Source organism: Pseudomonas sp. FBCC-B1667 (genome assembly GCF_059133255.1).
Map to the genome: position 1 here is coordinate 5085577 of NZ_CP101437.1, position 20964 is coordinate 5106540.

The window sequence follows — 20964 nt, forward strand, 5'->3', positions numbered from 1 at the left end:
CTTCATTGACCTGTCACATAACTGTCAAAAATCATTGCGATGATGCCGCTCAAGTGAACCTGTAAAACCCGCGACAGGCGACGCCCTTGCGAGCACTCATGAACCACAGCATCGACCAAAGCCATCGCGACACCGATCTGTTCGGCCTGCTCTACGGGTTTAGTTTTCGCCCTGGTGAACGCGGTCGCGAGATCGATTCGGCCAAGGCGCTGCAATGCCTGCAACAACCCGACGACAGCGAAGAATTCCTCTGGCTGCACCTGAACCTGGCGCACGCCGCGTGCGAGCGCTGGATGAAAAGCCATCTGGAGTTGCCCGACGAGTTTTTCGAAGCGCTGCACGAAGGTTCGCGCTCGACGCGTATCGAGCACGTGGATTCGGCCTTGTTGGCGGTGGTCAACGATGTGGTGTTCAACCTCAGCAGCATGGTCTCCTCGGATGTTTCGACGCTGTGGGTATGCGCCCGCAGTCGGCTGATCATCAGCGCGCGCCTGCAACCGCTGCACTCGGTGGACAAGTTGCGCTCGTCGGTGAAGGCCGGTGAGTGTTTTCGTTCGCCACTGGAACTGCTCGTGCATCTGCTGCGCGATCAGGGCGAGGTGCTGACGCAAATCGTGCGCAAGACCAGCCAGAGTGTCGATCAGATCGAAGATGAACTGTTGTCGTCGCGGCTGTCGACCAACCGCGCTGAACTGGGCGCCAACCGCCGGGTGCTGGTGCGCCTGCAACGCCTGCTGGCGCTGGAGCCGGGGTCGTTGCTGCGCTTGCTCAATCGACCGCCGCAATGGCTGCAGAAGGAGGACGTCAAGGAGCTGCGCAAGTCCACCGAGGAGTTTGCGCTGATCATCAACGACCTCACGGCCCTGGGGGAGCGGATCAAGCTGCTGCAGGAAGAAATCGCCGCCAACCTCAACGAACAGAGCAACCGCACGCTGTTTACGCTGACGGTGGTGACGGTGCTGGCGTTGCCGATCAACATCATTGCCGGTTTCTTTGGCATGAACGTCGGCGGTATTCCTCTGTCCGGCGATCCCGAAGGGTTCTGGATCCTGGTGGCACTGGTCGCAACCTTTACCGTGCTGGCCGGACGCTGGGCGTTTCGCAAGCGCCAGGATTATTGAAGACACCGCAAATCCTGTGGGAGTTATTCGACCTCCTGGTGCACTTCAGATCAGCGGACTACAAAAACCCCAACCCCTGACCTGAAGCAGTCTCTCTGTAACAATTAGCAACGACTATCACTGACACACCTCCCTCATCAGGATTGTCCGTTATGGCTACGCCTTCCTACCCCGCTGATACTCCGGCCTCCACTGCCCGTAGCGCCAAGCCCCAACTCGATAAAAAGCCCAGCCTGTTCACCCTGGTGGTGTTTTTCGGCGTGCTGGCCAGCGGGCTGCTGTTCACCGCTTACAGCCTGATGCACGACATGCACGAACTCGGCACGGTGGTGACCACCTGGACCCCGTTTCTGCTGTTGGGCGTAGCGTTGCTGATCGCGCTGGGCTTTGAATTCGTCAACGGTTTCCACGACACCGCCAACGCTGTGGCCACGGTGATTTACACCAACTCGATGCCGCCGAACTTTGCGGTGGCGTGGTCCGGGTTCTTCAACTTCCTCGGTGTGCTGCTGTCGAGTGGTGCGGTGGCGTTCGGCATTATTGCCCTGCTGCCGGTGGAACTGATTCTGCAGGTCGGCTCGTCCGCCGGTTTCGCGATGATCTTCGCCCTGCTGATCGCCGCGATCCTGTGGAACCTCGGCACCTGGTGGCTAGGCTTGCCGGCCTCTTCGTCGCACACGTTGATCGGGTCGATCATCGGCGTCGGCGTGGCCAATGCCCTGATGCACGGTCACGACGGCACCAGTGGCGTGGATTGGGCGCAGGCGACCAAGATCGGCTATGCGTTGCTGTTGTCGCCGCTGGTCGGCTTCGGCTTTGCCGCGCTGTTGCTGCTGGCCTTGCGTGCATTCGTCAAGAACCGCGCGCTGTACAAGGCGCCGGTCGGCAACACGCCACCGCCATGGTGGATTCGCGGCATGTTGATTGTGACCTGCACCGGTGTCTCGTTCGCCCACGGTTCCAACGATGGCCAGAAAGGCATGGGCCTGATCATGTTGATTCTGGTCGGCACGCTGCCCATGGCTTACGCGCTGAACCGCACCATGCCGGCCGATCAGGCGCTGCAATTCGCGGCCGTGGCTGAAGTCACCCAGCAAGCGCTGGTCAAAAGCGCGCCGATGTCGGCCCCGGCCGACCCGCGCCCGGTACTCTCCGAATACGTGCGCAGCAAGGAAGCCACGCCGCAACTGGTCCCGGCGCTCGCCGCCCTCACCGGCAGCATCGGCGCGCAGGTCAAGGGTTACGGCTCGCTGTCCAAAGTGCCGGCCGAGGCCGTGGGCAACGTGCGAAACGACATGTACCTGACCAGCGAAACCATTCGCCTGATGGACAAGAACAAGGTCGGTAACTTCGACGCCGACACCCGCGGCAAGCTGCAATTGTTCAAGCAGCAGATCGACAACTCGACGCGCTTCATTCCATTGTGGGTGAAGATCGCGGTGGCGATTGCGCTCGGCCTGGGCACCATGGTGGGCTGGAAGCGCATCGTCGTGACGGTCGGGGAAAAGATCGGCAAGACGCACCTGACCTACGCCCAGGGCGCCTCGGCGGAAACCGTGGCGATGCTGACGATTGGCGCGGCGGATATGTTCGGCCTGCCGGTGTCGACCACCCATGTGTTGTCGTCGGGCGTGGCCGGGAGCATGGTCGCCAACGGGGGCGGTTTACAGATGAAGACCATCCGCAACCTGCTGATGGCCTGGGTGCTGACCTTGCCCGCCGCGATCCTGTTATCAGGCAGCCTGTACTGGTTGTTCACCCAACTGTTCTGACCTACTCAAGACCCTGTGGGAGCGGGCCGGCTCGCGAAGGCGGAATGTCAGCTGCATGTGTATCGGCTGACAGCCCTCTTCGCGAACAGGCTCGCTCCCACAGGTTTTTTATCGCCTATGAAAAGCATTTCGTCGCAAATACGGGCGATTACACATTTATTGATCTACTACCCGCCAGTTGGCACTTCAGTTTGCTAACGTGTTGCCGATTCTTAAGAGACTCGATGTATTCAGGAGTGGGATCGTGAATCTGTATATCAATCAGCTTCAGCAAAAAGCTGACTTCAAAGAAGCCATCTACGCCGGCGACATCTTCCTGAACACTCAGCTGCGCGCGGCCAAAGAGCTGTGTGCGTTCGCTCAGGAAAGCATCACCGCCGCTTTCGACGGTGAGACCAACCATCAGGCCCTGCACACGCTGATGCCGGTGGAAGAATTCGTGGTGTTGGTAACGCGTCTCAAGGGCCAGTTCACCAACAGCCAGCGCGCCAAGGACCTGATCCTGTCGTTTATCGATGAGATCGGCGTCGACCCGCGCGAGTATATTTTCGACGTGCCGCGCATTCGCGTGGTGCCGAACTATGACTACCTGCACGCTGGCGTCAGCTACGCCTACAAGCCGCACCGCGACACGTGGTACGGCAGCGTCGATTGCCAGATCAACACCTGGATGCCGGTGCACACCATTCGCCCCGACCAGACCATGATGATCAACGCCGGTTACTTCGACGTGCCGGTGAAGAACACCTCCAGCGAATGGAGCCTCAACGACTGGATCAGCAACCAGCGGCACAAGGCCAAGGACAACCTCAAGGAGGAAGTCCGCGTGCACCCGGTGCCACTGGAGGCGATCAATACCGCCTCTGAAGTGCGCATCGCCGGCAACACCGGTGAGATGCTGATTTTCTCCGGCTCGCACCTGCACGGCACAGTCGCCAATCACACCGATCAAACCCGCTTCAGCGTGGATTTCCGCCTGATGCACCTCGATGACCTCAAGCACAAGCGTGGCGCCATCAACGTCGACAGCGCCTGCCCTGACGTCGGCGCCGGTTTCAAAGACTATTTCCACGCCCACGACTTTTCGAATTTCCAAGGAATCCAGCAATGACCAAGCGTCGCATCACGCCTGCCGAGGCCCAGTACAACGAAACCCGTGCCAACGTTCTGAAACGGGTCGATGCCGAGTACGTGGCCGACGCCCCGTTCGTGTTCGCCAACCGCATCGGCGTGACCGCTGCCCTGTCGCGCATGGAACTGTTCAAGAAAGTCGCTGAAGTACCGGGCGCGATCATCGAGTGCGGCGTGTACAAGGGCAACTCGCTGATGCTGTACATGCACTTGTCGATGATCCTGGAACCGTACGCAATCAACCGTTCGATCGTTGGCTTCGACACCTTCGAAGGCTTCCAGAGCATCGACAAGAAAGAAGACCCGGCCGACGTCAACGAGACCATGTTCTCCGACACCGACCAGTCGCTGATCCAGGACATGATCGACGCCAACGACTTGCTGCGCCCGGTCAACCGCATCCCGCGTTGCGAGCTGGTCAAGGGTGACATCGTCAAGACTGTGCCGGAGTGGGTGAAGAGCCGTCCTGACCTGGTCGTGGCCATGCTGATCCTCGACACCGACCTGTACGAATCGACCAAAGTCGCGCTGGAAACCTTCCTGCCGTACATGCCAAAAGGTGCGATCGTGGTCCTGGACGAAGTGGCTTACCGCAACTTCCCGGGCGAAACCAAAGCCCTGCGCGAAGTGCTGGACCTAAACAAGATCGAGCTGAAGCGTTTGCCGTTTGATTCGTGCGTGGGCTACTTCCACGTCTAACGCATAACCCTGTATGAGCGAGCCTGCTGGCGATGAGGCCATAACATTCAACATCACCGTTGACTGAACCACCGCTATCGCGAGCAGGCTCACTCCTGCACATAATCTCCTTCAGGTTATGCGTTTTGCGCTTCAGGTTGTGGACTGGATCACCCAGCCAGTCCATAAACCCTCTGACCCGCAACGGTAAATGCCGTTGCCGGGGATGGGGCAGCGACCACTGCTCACCGTCCACTGCATACACTCCCCCTCCGACAGCGTTATTCATCCTTCACAAACGCTGCGCGTCACCATCCGCTCCCGCACCACGTCGTACGCCCAATGGTAAATATAGGTGTAGGGCAGGAAGAACAGCAGCACGCCGATGTCGAGCAGGAACGCTTCCCACAGGCCAATCTTCAGCCACCAGGCAATCAGCGGCACACCGAAGGCAACCAGACCGCCTTCAAACAGCAGCGCATGGATCACCCGGACCCACGCGGTATGAGCCCTTTTGTAGTGCTTGAGCACACGATCAAACAGCCCGTTGAAGACCACGTTCCAGGCCAGGGCCAGGGCCGCAACGAACAGGGTGACCATGCCCATGTCGATCAGCGGTTTGTTCATGATCCCGGCCAGCAACGGGGTGCAGATCAGGATGGCCAGCAGTTCGAAACCAACGGCCTGGAAAATACGTTCAGTGATGGATTTGTTGGCGCTCATGGCCCGACTCCTCTGAGTGACTGTGGTTGCCATGATCCTTCATCGCACCGATACTTCATAACCAATAACCATCGATCAAGGCGATAGTTCATGGCCTCTCACGAAGTGCTGCTGGCGTTTGTCCAGGCGGCGACCCAAGGCTCGTTTTCCGCGGCGGCGCGCAAACTGGGGCGCAGCCAGTCGACCATCAGTGCGGCGGTGGCCAGTCTGGAAACCGATTTGAACCTGGTGCTGTTCGATCGCAGCAGCCGCAAACCCAGCCTGACCCCGGCCGGGCACGTGATGCTGCAACGGGCCGAGGAGATCCTGGCTGCCACGAGCCGGCTGGAAATGACCGCCAGCCAGTTGTCACAAGGCGTCGAGCCGAAGCTCACCGTGGCGATTTCAGACACTTATCAATCCGATCGCTTCGAAGCGGCGCTGGGTGCGTTTGAGCAGCGTTATCCGGACCTGGAGTTTGAGTGCCTGATTGCCGAGTGCGATGACTTGATTGCGCTGGTGCAACGGGGTCGGGCGCACGTGGCGTTCGCCGAAATGCAGGACAGCTATCCGCCGGATCTGGTGAGTTCGACGGTTGAAGAGCGTACGGAAATTGCGCTGTTCGTCTCCCCGACGCATCCGTTGGCGGCGCTCGATCATATCGATCAGGACGTGCTGCGACAGCACCGGGAATTGCGTTTGGCAACCATCGTCAATCCGTATGAGAGCCGGGCGAAGGGTCGTGTGTGGTCGGCGCCGAGTTATTTGATGTTGCTGGAAATGGCTCAGGGCGGATTTGGCTGGGCGCCATTGCCGCGGTGGTTGGTGGAGCGGTTTGGGCCGGGTTCGTTGCAGGAGCTCAACGTGCGCGGCTGGCCGAAACCGGTGTTTGTCGATGCGCTGTGGTCGCGCCATCATCCGCCTGGGCCGGCCGGGAGCTGGTTGTTGACCAAGATGCTGGAATAGCGGTGCCCCTATCGCGAGCAGGCTCACTCCTACATGGGTTCTATGTGATGGCGAAGATCACCTGCAGGAGTGAGCCTGCTCGCGATGAGGCCCTCAGATCACCTCACTTCAACGCCTTGATCCGCGCCTCGAGAAACCGCCGCTCCGGCACTTGCCGGGTTAATTCCAGCGCTCGCTCATACGCCGCCCGCGCTGCCTCCACCCTTCCCAACTGCCGACAAAACTCCGCCCGCGCCGAATGCGCCAAGTGGTAATCCAGCAGTTCGCCCCGATCCAGAATCGCTTCAACCAGGGTCAGTCCCGCCAACGGTCCATCGCGCCTGGAGATGGCTGCCGCCCGGTTCAACTCAATTACCGGCGACGGCATCCCCTGCAACAGCAAGTCATACAGACCGACAATTTGCAGCCAGTCGGTGTCTTGCGGCGTCGGCGCCTCGGCGTGCACCGCTGCAATGGCCGCTTGCAGGCAATAAGGCCCGAAACGCCGCTGGGTCAACGCCTGTTCGACCAAGGCGCATCCCTCGGCAATCATCCCGGCGTCCCACAATGAACGGTCCTGCTCATCCAGCAAGATCAACTCGCCGGTCGCCGACGTCCTCGCATGGCGCCGTGACTCGTGCAGCAACATCATCGCCAGCAAGCCCATGACCTCCGGCTCCGGCAGCAACTGCAGCAACAACCTCCCCAGCCGGATCGCCTCGCGTGTCAGGTCTTCGCGTGTCACTTCAGCACCGATGGACGCCGAGTACCCCTCGTTGAACACCAGGTAAATCACCCGCAGCACGCTGTCGAGGCGCTCGGGCAGTTCCGCCAGCGTCGGCACTTGATATGGAATGTTTGCATCACGGATTTTCGCCTTCGCCCGCACGATGCGCTGGGCAATGGTGGCAGGCGCCGACAGGAACGCCCGGGCAATTTCCTCTGTCGTCAGGTCGCAGACTTCGCGCAAGGTCAGTGGCACTTGGGCGTCGCAGGCAAGTGCCGGATGGCAGCAGGTGAAGATCAGGCGCAAGCGATCGTCTTCCACGTCTTCGTCACTCCAGTCGGCCTGCTCCAGCGCCTCCAGCTGCGCGATCAGCATTGGCTGCGAGGCAATAAAACGTGCGCGCCGACGCAAGGCATCGATGGCCTTGAAGCGCCCGGCGGACACCAGCCAGGCGCGCGGATTGTCCGGCACGCCGTCCCGCTGCCAGCGTTCGACCGCGATGAAAAAGGCCTCGTGCAACGCCTCTTCGGCGAGGTCAAAATCGCCGAGCAAGCGAATCAGCGTCGCCAGAATCCGCCGCGAGTCTTCGCGGTAAACCTGCTCGACCCGGGCCTGCACCGCCTCGCCAGGCATCAGTCCGGCATGCCTTCAGTTACCAGCGTTTCCAGGCGATCAAGACTTTGCCCCCAGCCGTCATGAAAGCCCATGTCTTCGTGGGCCTTGTGATCCTCTTTTGACCAATGCATGGCGCGCGCGGTGTAGAGGGTTTTGCCGTCCCGCTCCTCGAGCGTCACTTCGGCCGCCATGAACGGTTTGCCTGAGGGAATCCAGCCGGGGACAAACGCGTCGGTAAATACCAGTCGCTCAGGGGCGACGATCTCCAGAAACACGCCCATGGTCGGGTATTCGCTGCCGTCCGGTGCGCGCATCAGGGTGCGAAACTGGCCGCCGACCCACAGGTCCATTTCGCACTCCGGCGTGGTCATGCCGTGCGGCCCCCACCACTGGGCGAGCAAGGCCGGCTCGGTCCAGGCGCGGAAGATCTTCTGGCGTGGTGCGTCGATCAGGCGACTGATGGATAACTCGAACTCGGCCGATTTTTTTTCAGCTGATTGCGGGCTCATGCACAACTCCTTTTTGGTTGTTGTTATTCAAGGATTCAACTGACGAACGGGACGCACCTCGACGCAGCCGACCCGGGCCGCCGGGATGTTGCCAGCGACCTGGAGCGCTTCATTGAGGTCTTTGGCATCGATCAGGTAGAAGCCGGCCAACTGCTCCTTGGTTTCGGCGAACGGACCGTCAGTGATCGACATCTTGCCGTTACGCATGCGCACGGTGGTGGCGGTCTGCACCGACTCCAGCGCCTCGGCCGCGAGCATCCGGCCGCCACTCTGGATTGATTCGGCATAGGCCATGCACTCGGCGTCGTTCGGGCTCTCGGGCAGCGAGTGCAAGGTGTGCTCGTTGCTGTAGACCAGGCATAGGTATTTCATGTGGCTCTCCTGAATCGAACGGATCAACTATGGCTGCAGATTGACGCGTTGGCGAAATTCCCGACGATCAGGGCTCCAGATTGAAACACGCAGCGCCACTGACCATGTCGAACGGGGCCGACCAGTGTTCGTGGACAATCCGCCATTGCCCGGCGTCGCGACGGTAGCAGGCCGTCACGCGCATCCAGCAGGCCTGGGTTTCGCCCTTGTCGTTGGTGCCGCCGCAATGGGCCAGCCAATGGGCGAAGGCGATGTGCTCGTCCGCCACGATGTTCATGTGGTCGAAGTCGAATTTATGCGGGCCCTGGCACATTTCCATGCAGTCCAGCCAATGCGCGCGGTAGGCGGCCTTACCGCGAAATTGCAAGGCCTTGACCGCGTCGTAGGAGACGATGTCCTCGGCGTACAGGGCCATGATTCTGTCGACATCTTTGGAGATGACGGCCTGGCGATAAGTGTCGATCAGGGTCTGGATTTCGTGGGTCGCGCTCATGGTGGTTCTCCGTGGTTTTTGTGGTGAAGACACCCTTAGTCGTTCGGCCAAAAGCCAAATCGACAGTCGAAATAAAAATAATCCATCGGCGCAAACTCGCTAGAATCCGAGGCTCATTCGTGTTGGGAAAAGGACACTCCAGTGACAACCCGTCTCGTGCCTTACGAAAGCCTGAACGCGCGCCAGCGCCAGCAGGTCGAGGCCATCGAAGTTCACCAGGAACAAATCAGGTTCAGCGGCGACATTCATGGTGCGTTGCACACCTTGCTGTCCAAACCCGGCCCCGGCGTCAAAGGATTTGCGCTGTTGGTCGAGGACGCTCCGGTGGCCTTCCTGCTGCTCAAGCGTCCGCCCGTGTTACCGGCCTGGGCGGATGAACACAGCGCCACCCTGCATGCGCTGCAAGTCGATCAGCATGCTCAAGGTAAAGGGTATGGCAAAGCGTGCCTGCAAGCGCTACCCAAGGTGGCGCGCCAGGCATTTCCGGAAATAAAGGGGCTGGAATTGTCGGTGGATGCGGACAATGAGTCTGCGATCGCGCTGTATGCGAAGTTCGGCTGGGTGGATAGCGGCGAGGCCTACAGGGGCCGAATTGGGTATGAGCGGCGAATGGGGCTGGTTTTCTGAATCTCTACTGACCCAACACCAAACAAATGTGGGAGCGAGCAAGCCCGCTCCCACAAGGGATATTCGGTAGATTTATAAGTCGAGCACCATCTCATGCCACGCCATCCCGCCATGGTCCGAGGCCGACGGTTTGACATAGGCAAAACCAAACCCGGCATACAGCGGAATATGCCGCTCCTTGCACATCAGGTGAATCTGGGTTTTGCCCAAACCGCGCATCCGCTCAATGAACTCGCCCATCAATCGCTTCGCCAACCCCAGCCCCTGATAGTCCGGGTGCACCACCACCGACATGATCACCACATGCGGGCCGTCCGGGTCGTGGCCGATCAGTTCCTTGAACGCTTCGTCCGACATTTCCACCTGAAACGCTGCACCGGAATTGATGAAACCGGCTACCACGCCATCCACCTCGGCCACGATAAAACCCTCGGGCCAAGTGGCGATGCGGGTGGCGATTTTCTCGCGGGTGGCCGCCTCGTCACCTTCGTAGGCAACAGTTTCGATGGCGTAGCAGCGGTCCAGGTCAGTGGCAGTGACGTTGCGGATAAGGGTGTTCATGGCGGCTCGGAATCAGCGTGGAAAAGGCTGCAAATCATAGTTGAATAAGGTGTTCATATCGATCACCGCCGGCGCCGTAAAGCCTGCGTATAGGCGCTTTCATTGCTCGAAGGTTCGGATTATTGATGGAGCCGGTCTCAGGACATCAATAGGGGAACACACCATGAGCAGCGTTCAGATCGGTCTTCTTATGTTGTTGGGCATCAGCACGTTTGGCTTCGTCACCTTGTCGATCGACCTGATGCGGACGCGGCGGATGAAGCAGGGTAAGTAACCGTCGAGAGGCGGAATTGCCGCCCGCCTCTCGCGGTGTTCACGGCTTGTCCGGCTTGATCGGCAGCCAGATTTCCAGCACGCCAGTGTTGAGCTTCGGGTTGAAGTCTTCGCTGTAGCGCTCGAACTCCGGGGCGTCCGCCGCTTCTTTACCGGACTGCGGCAACCAGGTTTTCCAAATGTACTGAAAGGTCTTAGGCAAGGTGTCCAGCGCCCCATTGTGCTCGAATACCGCGTAATACTGAGGTTGAACCTCGACCCAGCGGTACTTATCCGGCAGGTCGTCGAGCTTGTCGATCTCGACGCCGGCGATGTATTCGAATCCGCCTTTGCCGTCCGGATTGCAGCAGATGCCGTAGGTCACTTCGCTTTTTTGACCGGCAATCTTGCCAATCTCGGGAATGAACTTCTCCCAGAGATCGGGAATTTTCTTCGAGGTTTCATGGGTAAATCGCCCCCCATACCCTGCAATGAGCAGGAAGTGCCCGTGTACGAAGCGGGGCTCGGCCGGTTTTACGCCTGTTTGCTCATCCATGGCTCAACTCCTGAGGCTTAAAATGGGTTCGGCTGGGAGTATAGAAGCCAAACCCGATTCGCCCAGTTACAGGGCGTGCAATTGTTCCACCGCTGACGCACCGATAAACTCGTTGTAACCCGATAGGATCACGTAGACCGCGAAATAGCAGAAGATCGCCGCCGATGCCATGTACGAGTAGCGCAGCAGTTTGTCGCCCAGCAACTTGCCGCCGTGGCTCGCGGCAAAGCACAAACCCGCGCTCCAGAGCAGACCGGCACAGAGGAAACCACCGAGAAACAGCGCCGAGCTCAGCGCACCACCGCCACCGGAACGGGCGATCAAGGTGCCGCCCACCGCGGCAAACCAAAGGATGGCACTGGGCGAGGACATGGCGAGGAAGATCCCGCGGAAAAACTCTTTGCGATGGGAGTTCTGCGCCACCTCTTCGGTCTGCGCCAATGCCGCTTCGTGGTGAACCGCCGAATAAATCATCTTCGCCGCGAAATAGATCAGCAACGCCGAACCACCGATCCACAGCACCCAGCGCACGCTTTCGTATTGCAGCAAAACGGTCATGCCCGCCAGCGCCAGCACGGCGTAGATCAGGTCGCCGACACAGGTCCCCAACCCCAACGCAAAACCCTGAAAATAGCCGCGTTGCATGGCCAGGGTGATCATCGCAATGTTGGCCACGCCGATATCCAGGCACAACGATAGGCTCAGCAAGAAGCCGCTGCTAAATTCCATCAACCGATTTCCTTCGGAAAAATTTGTTTACACACTTGCTGGACAGTGTGCCACGACTGCCCTTATCTTCCGCAACAGGCCACCGCAGTGGCCAGCGTCGCTCGGACGGTTCCGGGCGCTCACGTTACCCGAGGCAATAATGGCTAACCCAGGTTCGCCGCGCCGCTTTGCGCGCATAGATCGACTCCCCCCTTACGTATTCAACATCACTGCCGAGCTGAAGATGGCCGCCCGTCGTCGTGGCGAAGACATCATCGACTTCAGCATGGGCAACCCTGATGGCCCGACCCCGCCGCACATCGTCGAAAAACTGGTAACTGTCGCCCAGCGCGAAGACACCCACGGCTACTCGACGTCCAAAGGCATTCCGCGCCTGCGCCGGGCGATTTCCAATTGGTACAAGGATCGCTACGAGGTCGACATCGACCCGGAAACCGAAGCCATTGTCACCATCGGTTCCAAGGAAGGCCTGGCGCATTTGATGCTGGCCACCCTGGATCAGGGCGATACCGTGCTGGTGCCCAACCCGAGTTATCCGATTCACATCTACGGTGCCGTGATTGCCGGCGCCCAGGTGCGTTCGGTGCCGCTGATTCCGGGCGTGGACTTTTTTGCCGAACTGGAACGGGCGATTCGTGGCTCGATCCCGAAACCGAAAATGATGATTCTCGGCTTCCCGTCCAACCCGACCGCGCAATGCGTGGAGCTGGACTTCTTCGAACGGGTGATCGCCCTCGCCAAGCAATACGACGTCCTGGTGGTGCACGACCTGGCCTACGCCGACATCGTCTACGACGGCTGGAAAGCCCCGTCGATCATGCAAGTGCCCGGCGCCAAGGACATTGCGGTGGAGTTTTTCACCTTGTCCAAGAGTTACAACATGGCGGGCTGGCGCATCGGTTTCATGGTCGGCAACCCGGAACTGGTCAACGCCCTGGCGCGGATCAAGAGTTACCACGACTACGGCACGTTCACGCCGCTGCAAGTCGCAGCCATTGCGGCGCTGGAAGGCGATCAGCAATGCGTCAAAGACATCGCCGAGCAATATCGGCAGCGGCGCAACGTGCTGGTCAAAGGCCTGCATGAGCTGGGCTGGATGGTCGAGAACCCGAAAGCGTCGATGTACGTGTGGGCCAAGATTCCCGAGGTGTATGCGCACCTGGGTTCGCTGGAGTTTGCCAAGAAGCTGCTGGCCGAAGCCAAGGTTTGCGTCTCGCCAGGTGTGGGGTTTGGTGAGTATGGGGATGATCATGTGCGCTTCGCGCTGATCGAAAACCAGGACCGGATTCGTCAGGCTGTGCGCGGGATTCGCGGGATGTTCAGGGCGGACGGGCTAATTGCCAAATCTAACGCCTGACACATAACACTGTGGGAGCGGGCTTGCTCGCGAAGGCGGACTAACATTCAACATCTGCTTTGAATGTTAAGTCCTCCTCGCGAGCAAGCCCGCTCCCACATTTGTTTCTGGGGTAATCACAAGCTCTGTGTCACCACCTATGTTTTACGGTGTGGCTTAAACAAACATCGACAGCAGCAGGATAAAGCCCAGCGCAACCACGGACAGGATGGTTTCCATCGCCGTCCAGGTCTTGAAGGTTTCTGCCACGGTCATGTTGAAGTACTGCTTCACCAGCCAGAAACCCGCGTCGTTGACGTGAGACAGGACCAACGAACCGGCACCGGTGGCCAACACCAGCAGCTCACGGTTCACACCCGGAATCATCCCCACCACCGGCACCACAATGCCCGCACCCGTAATGGTTGCCACAGTGGCCGAACCCGTTGCCACGCGAATCACCGCCGCCACCAGCCACGCCAGCAGGATCGGCGAGATCTGTGCATTCACCGCCATGTGGCCGATCACGTCGCCCACACCGCTGGTCACCAGCATCTGCTTGAAGCCACCACCGGCACCGATGATCAGAATGATCGCGGCGGTCGGCGCGAGACTGGCATCGAGCCATTTCAGAATGCGTTTCGAGTCGATGCCCTGACGGTGACCGAAGGTGTACAGCGACAGCAGCAGCGCCAACAGCAACGCTGAGATCGGATGACCAATCAGGTCCATGAAGGAGCGGGCGAAATTGCCGTCCGGCAGCACCACGTCGGCAAAGGTCTTGAGCAACATCAGGAACACCGGCAGCAGCACAGTGATCAGCGTGATGCTGAAGCTTGGCAGGTCGGCCGATTCAGGCTCGCGCGCCAGTTGATCCACCAGTTCCTGGTTAGGATGACCGGGGATGTACTTGGCAATGAACGTGCCGAAGATCGGGCCGGCAATGATGGCCGTGGGCAGCGCCACGATCAGCCCGTACAAAATGGTTTTACCGATGTCGGCACCGAACACGCCAATGGCCAGCAACGGACCCGGGTGTGGCGGAACCAGACCGTGTACCGCGGACAGACCGGCCAGCAGCGGGATACCGATCTTGATGATCGACACGCCGGTGCGCCGCGCCACGATAAACACCAGCGGGATCAGCAGCACGAAACCGATTTCGAAGAACAGCGGAATGCCGACCAGGAAGGCCGCGAACATCATCGCCCACTGCACTTTGTCTTTGCCGAACGCGCGAATCAGCGTCTGGGCAATCTGATCCGCCCCGCCCGACTCGGCCATCATTTTGCCGAGCATGGTGCCCAGCGCGAGGATGATCCCGACAAAACCGAGCACCCCACCGAAGCCGTCCTGGAACGCCTTGATAACGGTACCGATCGGCATACCGGAGGTCAGCCCGAGAAAGGCTGCGGCGATGATCAGGGCAATGAACGGGTGGAATTTGAACTTGGTAATCAGGAATATAAGCCCGATCACCGTGACCACTGCATCGAGCAGCAGGAACGTCTCGTGGGACATGCCAAACATTAGGGGTGTCTCCTGGTTGTTGTTGTTATTAAAGCGGGTAATTCGCGAGCCATCTGGACAGCGCTATCTTTTTGAGTACCACTCATACGGCCTGTTTCAGGCCGTGCGCCTGCCACCAGACATGCGCCTGCGACGCCAGTTGCTCGACGCTACGGGTCGATGCATCCAGCGCCAGGGTCAACGGCTCGCCCACGGGGGATTCAAGGGTGGCGAACTGGCTGTCGATCAGGGTCGAAGGCATGAAGTGGCCCGGCCGATGCGAAACACGTTCGGCGGCGACTTCAGGGGTCAATTCAAGGAACACGAAGCCCAGGCCTGGCAAGGCGCTGCGCAACACTTCGCGGTAGCTGTGTTTGAGGGCCGAACAGGTCAACACCGGGCGCTCGCCCAAGGCGTCGACGCGGCGCAGTTCGTCGCACAGGCTGTCGAGCCAGCCGGCACGGTCCTGATCGTTCAGGGGGATACCCGCGCTCATCTTTTCGATATTGGCGGCAGGGTGGAAAGTATCGCCTTCAATGGCAGTGGCGCCGCTGAGCTGGCACAAGGCCTCGCTGACGCATGTCTTGCCGCAACCGGCAACGCCCATGATGACCAGGGCGGTGATGGGATGATTCATGGAACACCTCAGCGCGCAGACAGCGCTACCTTTGAAAGCTATGACACTCGATCAAAAGTAGAAGTTGCCGACGCCTTCTTGTCATTTTTGTGGGTTGCAGCATTTTCGTCCGTGCGCCAAAAAGCGAGGTTCAGGCAAAACTCGCTTACGCATTTGCAGCCGCTTCGGGACAGCGCTACCTTAGTGCCTTGAATTTTGTTTGGCAAGCCGCCCGATGACCTCCCCTAAAAACGATAAAAATACCCGCACCACAGGCCGCCCTACCCTTAATGAAGTGGCCCGACTGGCCGGGGTCAGCCCGATTACCGCTTCCCGTGCGTTACGCGGCGTCAGCACCGTGGCCACCGAACTGGTGGAAAAAGTCCAGAAAGCCGCGCTTGAACTCAACTATGTGGTCAACCCCGCAGCCCGCGCCCTGGCTTCGGCGCAGAGCCATTCGGTGGTGGTGTTGGTGCCGTCACTGTCCAACCTGTTGTTCATCGACACCCTGGAAGCCATTCATCAGGTGCTTCGCCCCAAGGGCTTCGAAGTGCTGATCGGCAACTTCCACTACTCCCGCGATGAAGAAGAAAACCTGCTGCGCAACTACATGGCCTATCAGCCTCGCGGCTTGCTGCTGACCGGTTTCGACCGCACTGAAAGTTCGCGGCGAATGATTGAAGCCAGCAACATTCCCTGCGTCTACATGATGGAACTGGACAGCGCGGCGGGGGTGAATTGCGTGGGCTTCTCGCAATTGGCCGCCGGCGAAACAGCGGCTGAACATCTGCTGTCCCGAGGCCGCAAGCGCCTGGCCTACATCGGTGCGCAACTGGATCAGCGCACCTTGCTGCGCGGCGAAGGGTTCCGCAAAGCCCTGCAAAAGGCCGGTTTGTACGACCCGGACCTGGAAGTGCTGACGCCGCGTGCGTCCTCCGTTGGATTGGGCGGCGAGCTGTTTGTGCAACTGCTGGTCAGCCATCCCGATGTCGATGCGATCTTCTTTGGCAACGACGACCTGGCCCAGGGCGCACTGCTTGAGGCCATGCGCCACGGCATCAAGATCCCGGAACAAGTCGCCATCCTCGGCTTCAACGACCTGCCCGCCTCGGCGCACATGGTGCCGCGCCTGAGCAGCATCAATACCCCGCGCGAGGCGATTGGCCGACGTTCGGCGGAGTTGATGTTGACCTTGCTGGCCGGCAACTCAGTGGCCAGACCGGTGCAGGACATGGGGTTTGAATTGAAAATCCGGGAAAGCACATAACCCCTGTAGGAGTGAGCGTGCTCGCGATGGCGGAGTGTCAGTCAATCTATAGGTGGCTGTCAGACCGCAATCGCGAGCAAGCTCGGCTCCTACAGGGTCATCACGCTTCAGTGGCCCATCAGTTCGACGAACGCCAACGCGCCCTTCTGCAACGGTTGGCTCTTGAGCCATACCGCATGCACCGGCAGCACTAGACCATTCTCGATGTTGCGAAAGTTCAGGCGTTTCAGCCTTCCCGCATCGAGCAGCGGCTGGACCACAGCCACCGGGAAATTGCCCCAGCCCAATCCCGCTTCGACCATCTCCAACGCCATCGCCAAAGTGTCGGTGCGCCAGTAAGACTCGCCGACCAAGGGCCGGGTTTCGCTGATCGGCAAGTCGCGGCTGGCGACGATGATTTGCCGGACGTTGACCAGATCCTCCAGAAACACATCCTGCCCCTCAAGCAACGGATTGTCCGCCGCGAGCGTGGCGATCATCCGCTCCGTGCCGACAAACTGAAACCGCTCCAGCACATTCACGCGGGGCCTGGCGAAGGCCAGGCACACGCTGACCCGGCCGCTGTGCAGCATGGCCAGCACATCATCCTGCGGCGCGTTGAGTACCTCGATCTCCAGCAGTGGATGACGTTCGGCAATCACCTTGATCGCGGCCATCAAGCGCCCCTTGTCGATGTCCGCCACGACACCTATCGACAACTTGCTTTCCAGTCCCAGCGATAACTCAATCGCATGCACTTGCAGTTGTTTCAGTTGCTCGGCGATCAGTCGCGCGTGCGGCACCAGAGCGCTGGCCATTGCCGTTGGCACCGGCTCGCGGTGGCTGCGATCAAACAGCGGATAACCGAGTTCAGCCTCCAGGTTGGCGATGCCCATGCTCACCGCCGACGGGACTTTGCCCAGCGCCCGGGCCGCAGCTGAAAACGAGCCGCGTTCGATCACCGAAAGAAACAACTCGATGCTGTCGCTGTTGAAATTCATTCATCGTCCTATCAATAAAACTGAAAGCTGCTGACTTTTTCTGTCACGTCTATTGAAGCTATCTTTCGCCGCCATCGCCAGTGCTGCTGGTTTCTGGTTGGCAAAAAAGAGGCAAATACCTATGCAAGGCGTGAAACGCAAAGTGGTCTACGTGTCATTGTATGAAGTCATCGGCATGACATTTTCGGCTGTCGGCCTGGCGCTGTTATCCGGCACGTCCCCGGGCAGTACCGGTCCGTTGGCCGTGATCATCACCACCCTCGCTGTGACCTGGAATTTCATCTACACCTCGCTGTTCGAGCGCTGGGAAAGTCGCCAGTTATCACGCACCCGCACCGTTAAACGGCGGATCGCCCATGCGGTGGGTTTTCAACTAACCTTGATAGTGTTTCTTATCCCGTTGATTGCCTGGTGGATGAACATCAGCCTGGTGCAAGCCTTCCTGTTGGACTTGGCGCTGATCATCTTCATCCCGTGCTACACCTTCGCGTTTAACTGGTTGTTTGATCGTACGTTTGGTTTGCCAACGTCGGCGCTGCCGGATCCTGTCTGATAACGGCGGATGTCTGTTAGATTCCTGAAGCATCGAATCGCTAACGGAGTAGCTCAATGGAACATGCACTGAAGATTCTGGGTAAAGCGTCTTCCATCAACGTCAGAAAAGTCCTGTGGACCTGTGAGGAACTGGGCGTCACCTACGAGCGTGAGGACTGGGGCAGCGGCTATGCCTCGACCCACACGCCGGAGTTTCTGCGCCTGAACCCCAACGCACAGGTGCCGGTGATCATCGACGACGCGGGCGTGCTATGGGAGTCCAATACCATCTGCCGCTACCTGGCCGGCAAACACCAAAACACCGATCTGCTGCCGCATGACCCGGCGGCACGTGCGCGAGTGGAACAGTGGATGGATTGGCAAGCCACCGAGCTCAACCCTTCCTGGAGCTACGCGTTTACCGCGCTGGTGCGCAAGGACCCGGAGTTTCAGGACCTCCACCGGATTGCCGTCGGCGTGCGCGGCTGGAACCAGAAAATGGCCATCCTCGAACATCAACTCGCGACCACCAAAGCCTATGTCGCCGGGCCTCGTTTTACCCTCGCCGACATTGTCGTCGGGCTGTCAGTCAACCGCTGGTTGATGACCCCGATGGAGCGCCCGGATTTCCCCGCCATCGACGAATATTTCCAGCGTCTGGCGCAACGCCAGGGCTTCCTCAAACACGGCTGTAATGGCTTGCCGTGACGGCGCGGTCGAACTCTGCCGCCTGACGGCAACTCCTGACCGCTATTCACCCCTTCGAGCCCCGTAAACAGGGGCCTTAAGCGACGGCACGCTAATTGCTCCAGCCCTCCGGTCAGCCATTACCTACAGGGCAACTCATCATGTTGGTCAGTGCAAAACAAACACAAATGATCCCTTTGTCCAAGCGTCCCGGCGAAGACCCGAGCGCTGAAGCCGCTGCCGGACTGCAAAGCGGCATGCAGGGCGCGATGCTACAAGCCCTGCAAACCAATGTTCAGGCGCAGGTTCAGGCGTCCGCGACCCAACAAACCACGCAGCAAGTGAACGAAGCGAGCAAGATCAGCGACAACATCGATGAAGCCTTCGCCAAAACCCGCGTGGCGCTGCAAGCAGCCGATACTCAACCCAAGTCCACGGACAGCGCGGCAATGACCGACTTCAAGGACTACATGAGCAAAACGCCGGAACAGCGGCTGCGCGACAGTATTCTGAAAGACATGGGCATTACCGAAGAAGACTTGAAAGCCATGCCGCCGGAGAAACAACAGGCCGTCGCGCAAGAGATTGCCGATCGCATGCAGGACAAGATGAAGCTGGCGCAGGCCGAAAAAGACACCAGCAGTAGTGAAAAGAGCGGCACCCAAGTAGTCGACAAGTTTCTGGCATCGCTTTAACCCACGCGCATAAAAAAGGGTCCCGGGACCCTTTTTCATTTTTACCGTAGTCAGTTCAGTTGCAAGGTCGAATTGAACTGACTGATCGCATCGACGACGTGTCGCGAGCCTTGCTGGATTTCCAGGATCACCTCCCCCGCCTCATTGGCCAACTCCACGCCAAGACCGGTTCGACTCAAACTTGATTGCATGCTCGACACTGCGCTCAATGACAAATCGTGGTTCTTTCGTACGACCTCGACAATCTCCAGAGTCGCCTGGCTGGTGCGTGCCGCCAGGCTGCGCACTTCATCGGCGACCACCGCAAACCCGCGCCCGTGCTCCCCGGCCCGAGCGGCTTCAATGGCGGCGTTAAGTGCCAACAAGTTGGTCTGGTCGGCAATGCCGCGAATGGTTTGAACAATGGTGCCGATGATGTCGGATTGTTTGTTGACAGCATCAATGCTCAGCGCCGCTTCATTCAAGTTGCGGGAAATGTCCTGAATGATCTGCACCGTTTGCTGCACCACCTGAGAGCCCTTTTGCGCGCAGGCGTCGTTCTGAACAGAAGTGCTGTGTGCTGATTCGGCAGCGGTTCTCAGGGTGGATACTTGATGGGTGATGTCACTGGCGAACTTGACCACTTTGAACAGGCGACCCTTGGCGTCGAACAGCGGGTTATAGGACGCTTCCAGGAACACGGTATGCCCGTATTTATCTTTGCGCTCGAAACGGTGCGAGTGATATTCGCCGCGATTGAGTGAAGCCCAGAATGCTTTGTAGTTCTGCGAATCGGCTTCGGCGCGGTGGCAAAACATACTGTGGTGTTGGCCGACAACTTCGTGAAGCGAGTAGTGCATGGTCTTCAGAAAGTTGTCATTGGCCGTGATGACTTTGCCGTCAGGTGAAAACTCGATCACCGCCATCGAACGCCCGATCGCGGCGAGCTGACTTTCGTTTTCATGCTCTTTGTTGACGCGTTCGGTGATGTCCGAAGCGACTTTGATCACGCTCTTAACCTGGCGATCAGCGCCGTACACCGGCATGTAGCTGGCTTCGAGCCACACTTCTTTACCACGCTTGGTCACTCGCAGAAATGACCCGCTGACCGGCTCGCCACGGGCCAGGTCTCGCCACAGCTTTGCGTACTCTTCACTGCGATAAAACGCCTCCTCACAAAAGACTCGGTGATGTTTGCCGCGAACTTCGTCGGCGCTGTAACCCATGACGCTGCAAAAGTTCTCGTTGGCATCGAGCACAATGCCTTCAGGGGTGAACTCGATCATTGCCATCGAACGACTGATCGCCGCCAACCTGGCGTTGGCTTCATTCAAGGCACAACTGTATCGCTCGATTTCCAGCAGGTCAGACTTGTGATGTAGGTTAAACATGTTCTTATCACCTTAGGCGCGGACTTCTGGTTGATGACAAAACTTCGGTCTTTCAACGTATCCACCACGACGTTCCATGGAACGGGCACACGCGTTTCTCCACGGGATGAGGTAGTCAGGTGATAAATGATGTCCAATCGGAGGGTCCTTAACGCAACACTCTTATCAAGACATCCTTCT

At 59.0% G+C, this 20964-nt stretch carries 23 protein-coding genes and 1 pseudogene; 11 read left to right on the top strand and 13 right to left on the bottom strand.

Annotated elements, in window-relative coordinates; genetic code table 11:
- The first annotated feature begins 98 nt into the window (after positions 1–98).
- The 4 genes from NL116_RS23500 (at position 99) to NL116_RS23515 (ending at position 4723) form a co-directional block, all read left to right on the top strand.
- Positions 99–1121, top strand: a complete 1023-nt coding sequence (locus NL116_RS23500) for a transporter (protein ID WP_494374247.1) — start codon at positions 99–101, stop codon at positions 1119–1121.
- Positions 1122–1273: 152 nt separating this feature from the next.
- Positions 1274–2893 (top strand): inorganic phosphate transporter, encoded by a 1620-nt coding sequence (locus NL116_RS23505; protein ID WP_494374248.1) that lies wholly within the window; start codon positions 1274–1276, stop codon positions 2891–2893.
- Between the two features lie 244 nt (positions 2894–3137).
- Complete coding sequence (locus tag NL116_RS23510) at positions 3138–4004, top strand: 2OG-Fe(II) oxygenase family protein (RefSeq protein WP_027923890.1); 867 nt, start codon at positions 3138–3140, stop codon at positions 4002–4004.
- Positions 4001–4723 carry a TylF/MycF/NovP-related O-methyltransferase gene (locus tag NL116_RS23515; protein ID WP_494374249.1) on the top strand — a complete coding sequence of 241 codons (723 nt, stop codon included), beginning with the start codon at positions 4001–4003 and terminating at the stop codon, positions 4721–4723. The genes NL116_RS23510 and NL116_RS23515 overlap by 4 nt, the downstream gene beginning before the upstream one ends.
- Before the next feature lie 264 nt (positions 4724–4987).
- Here the strand turns inward: NL116_RS23515 and NL116_RS23520 are convergent, their stop codons facing one another.
- Complete coding sequence (locus NL116_RS23520; RefSeq protein ID WP_494374250.1) at positions 4988–5425, bottom strand: multidrug/biocide efflux PACE transporter; 438 nt, start codon at positions 5423–5425, stop codon at positions 4988–4990.
- A gap of 90 nt (positions 5426–5515) precedes the next feature.
- Between NL116_RS23520 and NL116_RS23525 the strand changes: the two genes are divergently transcribed.
- Entirely contained in the window at positions 5516–6370 is an 855-nt protein-coding gene (locus NL116_RS23525; RefSeq protein WP_494374251.1) for a LysR family transcriptional regulator, read from the top strand.
- A gap of 103 nt (positions 6371–6473) precedes the next feature.
- Here the strand turns inward: NL116_RS23525 and NL116_RS23530 are convergent, their stop codons facing one another.
- The 4 genes from NL116_RS23530 to NL116_RS23545 form a co-directional block, all read right to left on the bottom strand.
- On the bottom strand, positions 6474–7709 hold the full coding sequence (locus tag NL116_RS23530; protein WP_494374252.1) for an RNA polymerase sigma factor: 1236 nt from the start codon (positions 7707–7709) through the stop codon (positions 6474–6476).
- Positions 7709–8200: an SRPBCC family protein gene (locus NL116_RS23535; RefSeq protein ID WP_494374253.1), complete on the bottom strand. Its 492-nt coding sequence runs from the start codon at positions 8198–8200 to the stop codon at positions 7709–7711. The genes NL116_RS23530 and NL116_RS23535 overlap by 1 nt, the downstream gene beginning before the upstream one ends.
- Positions 8201–8227: 27 nt before the next feature.
- On the bottom strand, positions 8228–8572 hold the full coding sequence (locus NL116_RS23540) for a YciI family protein (protein WP_194940643.1): 345 nt from the start codon (positions 8570–8572) through the stop codon (positions 8228–8230).
- Positions 8573–8639: 67 nt separating this feature from the next.
- Entirely contained in the window at positions 8640–9065 is a 426-nt protein-coding gene (locus NL116_RS23545; protein ID WP_494374254.1) for a YybH family protein, read from the bottom strand.
- A gap of 141 nt (positions 9066–9206) precedes the next feature.
- Between NL116_RS23545 and NL116_RS23550 the strand changes: the two genes are divergently transcribed.
- On the top strand, positions 9207–9692 hold the full coding sequence (locus NL116_RS23550; RefSeq protein ID WP_494374255.1) for a GNAT family N-acetyltransferase: 486 nt from the start codon (positions 9207–9209) through the stop codon (positions 9690–9692).
- Positions 9693–9764: 72 nt separating this feature from the next.
- Here NL116_RS23550 and NL116_RS23555 read toward each other — a convergent pair whose 3' ends face one another.
- The 3 genes from NL116_RS23555 to NL116_RS23565 all read right to left on the bottom strand — a co-directional run bounded on the left by NL116_RS23555 (position 9765) and on the right by NL116_RS23565 (position 11790).
- Positions 9765–10253: a GNAT family N-acetyltransferase gene (locus tag NL116_RS23555; protein WP_494374256.1), complete on the bottom strand. Its 489-nt coding sequence runs from the start codon at positions 10251–10253 to the stop codon at positions 9765–9767.
- Positions 10254–10566: 313 nt separating this feature from the next.
- Positions 10567–11061 carry a GyrI-like domain-containing protein gene (locus tag NL116_RS23560; protein WP_494374257.1) on the bottom strand — a complete coding sequence of 165 codons (495 nt, stop codon included), beginning with the start codon at positions 11059–11061 and terminating at the stop codon, positions 10567–10569.
- A gap of 66 nt (positions 11062–11127) precedes the next feature.
- A complete protein-coding gene (locus NL116_RS23565) occupies positions 11128–11790 on the bottom strand; it encodes a LysE family translocator (RefSeq protein WP_494374258.1) in 663 nt (220 codons plus the stop codon).
- Between the two features lie 139 nt (positions 11791–11929).
- On the opposite strand from NL116_RS23565, the gene alaC reads away from it, so the two are divergent.
- Positions 11930–13147, top strand: coding sequence for an alanine transaminase (gene alaC, locus NL116_RS23570; RefSeq protein WP_494374259.1), 1218 nt, complete (start codon positions 11930–11932; stop codon positions 13145–13147).
- Between the two features lie 156 nt (positions 13148–13303).
- Here alaC and NL116_RS23575 read toward each other — a convergent pair whose 3' ends face one another.
- On the bottom strand, positions 13304–14656 hold the full coding sequence (locus NL116_RS23575; protein WP_494374260.1) for a GntP family permease: 1353 nt from the start codon (positions 14654–14656) through the stop codon (positions 13304–13306).
- Between the two features lie 82 nt (positions 14657–14738).
- Positions 14739–15272 carry a gluconokinase gene (locus tag NL116_RS23580; protein WP_494374261.1) on the bottom strand — a complete coding sequence of 178 codons (534 nt, stop codon included), beginning with the start codon at positions 15270–15272 and terminating at the stop codon, positions 14739–14741.
- A gap of 214 nt (positions 15273–15486) precedes the next feature.
- On the opposite strand from NL116_RS23580, the gene gntR reads away from it, so the two are divergent.
- On the top strand, positions 15487–16518 hold the full coding sequence (gene gntR, locus NL116_RS23585; protein ID WP_494374262.1) for an HTH-type transcriptional regulator GntR: 1032 nt from the start codon (positions 15487–15489) through the stop codon (positions 16516–16518).
- A gap of 107 nt (positions 16519–16625) precedes the next feature.
- Here gntR and NL116_RS23590 read toward each other — a convergent pair whose 3' ends face one another.
- Positions 16626–17498: a LysR family transcriptional regulator gene (locus tag NL116_RS23590; RefSeq protein ID WP_494374263.1), complete on the bottom strand. Its 873-nt coding sequence runs from the start codon at positions 17496–17498 to the stop codon at positions 16626–16628.
- Positions 17499–17619: 121 nt separating this feature from the next.
- Between NL116_RS23590 and NL116_RS23595 the strand changes: the two genes are divergently transcribed.
- From NL116_RS23595 to NL116_RS23605, 3 genes are all read left to right on the top strand, one after another.
- Positions 17620–18051: a PACE efflux transporter gene (locus NL116_RS23595; RefSeq protein WP_494374264.1), complete on the top strand. Its 432-nt coding sequence runs from the start codon at positions 17620–17622 to the stop codon at positions 18049–18051.
- Between the two features lie 56 nt (positions 18052–18107).
- Positions 18108–18740 (top strand): glutathione S-transferase family protein, encoded by a 633-nt coding sequence (locus NL116_RS23600; RefSeq protein WP_494374265.1) that lies wholly within the window; start codon positions 18108–18110, stop codon positions 18738–18740.
- Between the two features lie 140 nt (positions 18741–18880).
- Entirely contained in the window at positions 18881–19414 is a 534-nt protein-coding gene (locus tag NL116_RS23605) for a hypothetical protein (RefSeq protein WP_494374266.1), read from the top strand.
- A gap of 50 nt (positions 19415–19464) precedes the next feature.
- Here the strand turns inward: NL116_RS23605 and NL116_RS23610 are convergent, their stop codons facing one another.
- Entirely contained in the window at positions 19465–20037 is a 573-nt protein-coding gene (locus NL116_RS23610; RefSeq protein WP_494378122.1) for a methyl-accepting chemotaxis protein, read from the bottom strand.
- 24 nt (positions 20038–20061) lie between these two features.
- A pseudogene (locus NL116_RS23615) lies at positions 20062–20784 on the bottom strand (PAS domain-containing protein); the annotation flags it as partial.
- Positions 20785–20964 lie beyond the last annotated feature (180 nt).